The following is a 430-nucleotide window of genomic DNA, read 5'->3' on the forward strand; positions in this document are numbered from 1 at the left end:
CACGCTAACCCTGCAGACTGAAGAGGAGAACATGCATGAGTTGGAACCCCGCAATCGCGCCAGCCTGTCCTGAAGAGATCGGCTTGGATGCGATCGACACTCTCATCATTCCACGTTCGCGCGACCTTGGTGGCTTTGAAGTTCGGCGCGCCTTGCCTGCACCGAGGCGCCAGATGGTGGGACCTTTCATCTTCTTCGATCAGGTCGGGCCTGCGGAATTCCTGACTGGACAGGGCATCGATGTGCGGCCGCATCCGCATATTGGCCTCGGCACCGTTACTTATCTCTATCGCGGCGAATTTCATCACCGCGACAGCACCGGGGCCGACCAGATCATTCGCCCCGGAGCTCTGAACTGGATGGTCGCGGGCCGGGGTGTCACGCATTCAGAGCGCACTAAGCCAGAGGGCCGCAGCGGGCCGCAAAGCCT

At 60.9% G+C, this 430-nt stretch carries 1 protein-coding gene; it reads left to right on the forward strand.

From position 1 onward, the window contains the following. Positions 1-35 precede the first annotated feature (35 nt). Positions 36-430: pirin family protein (locus AF337_RS27235; protein ID WP_160320364.1), on the forward strand; the 395-nt coding region annotated here is incomplete at its 3' end.

Origin of the sequence: Rhizobium ecuadorense (genome assembly GCF_001187535.1) — a bacterium.
In the GTDB taxonomy this organism is placed as follows: Bacteria; Pseudomonadota; Alphaproteobacteria; order Rhizobiales; family Rhizobiaceae; genus Rhizobium; species Rhizobium ecuadorense.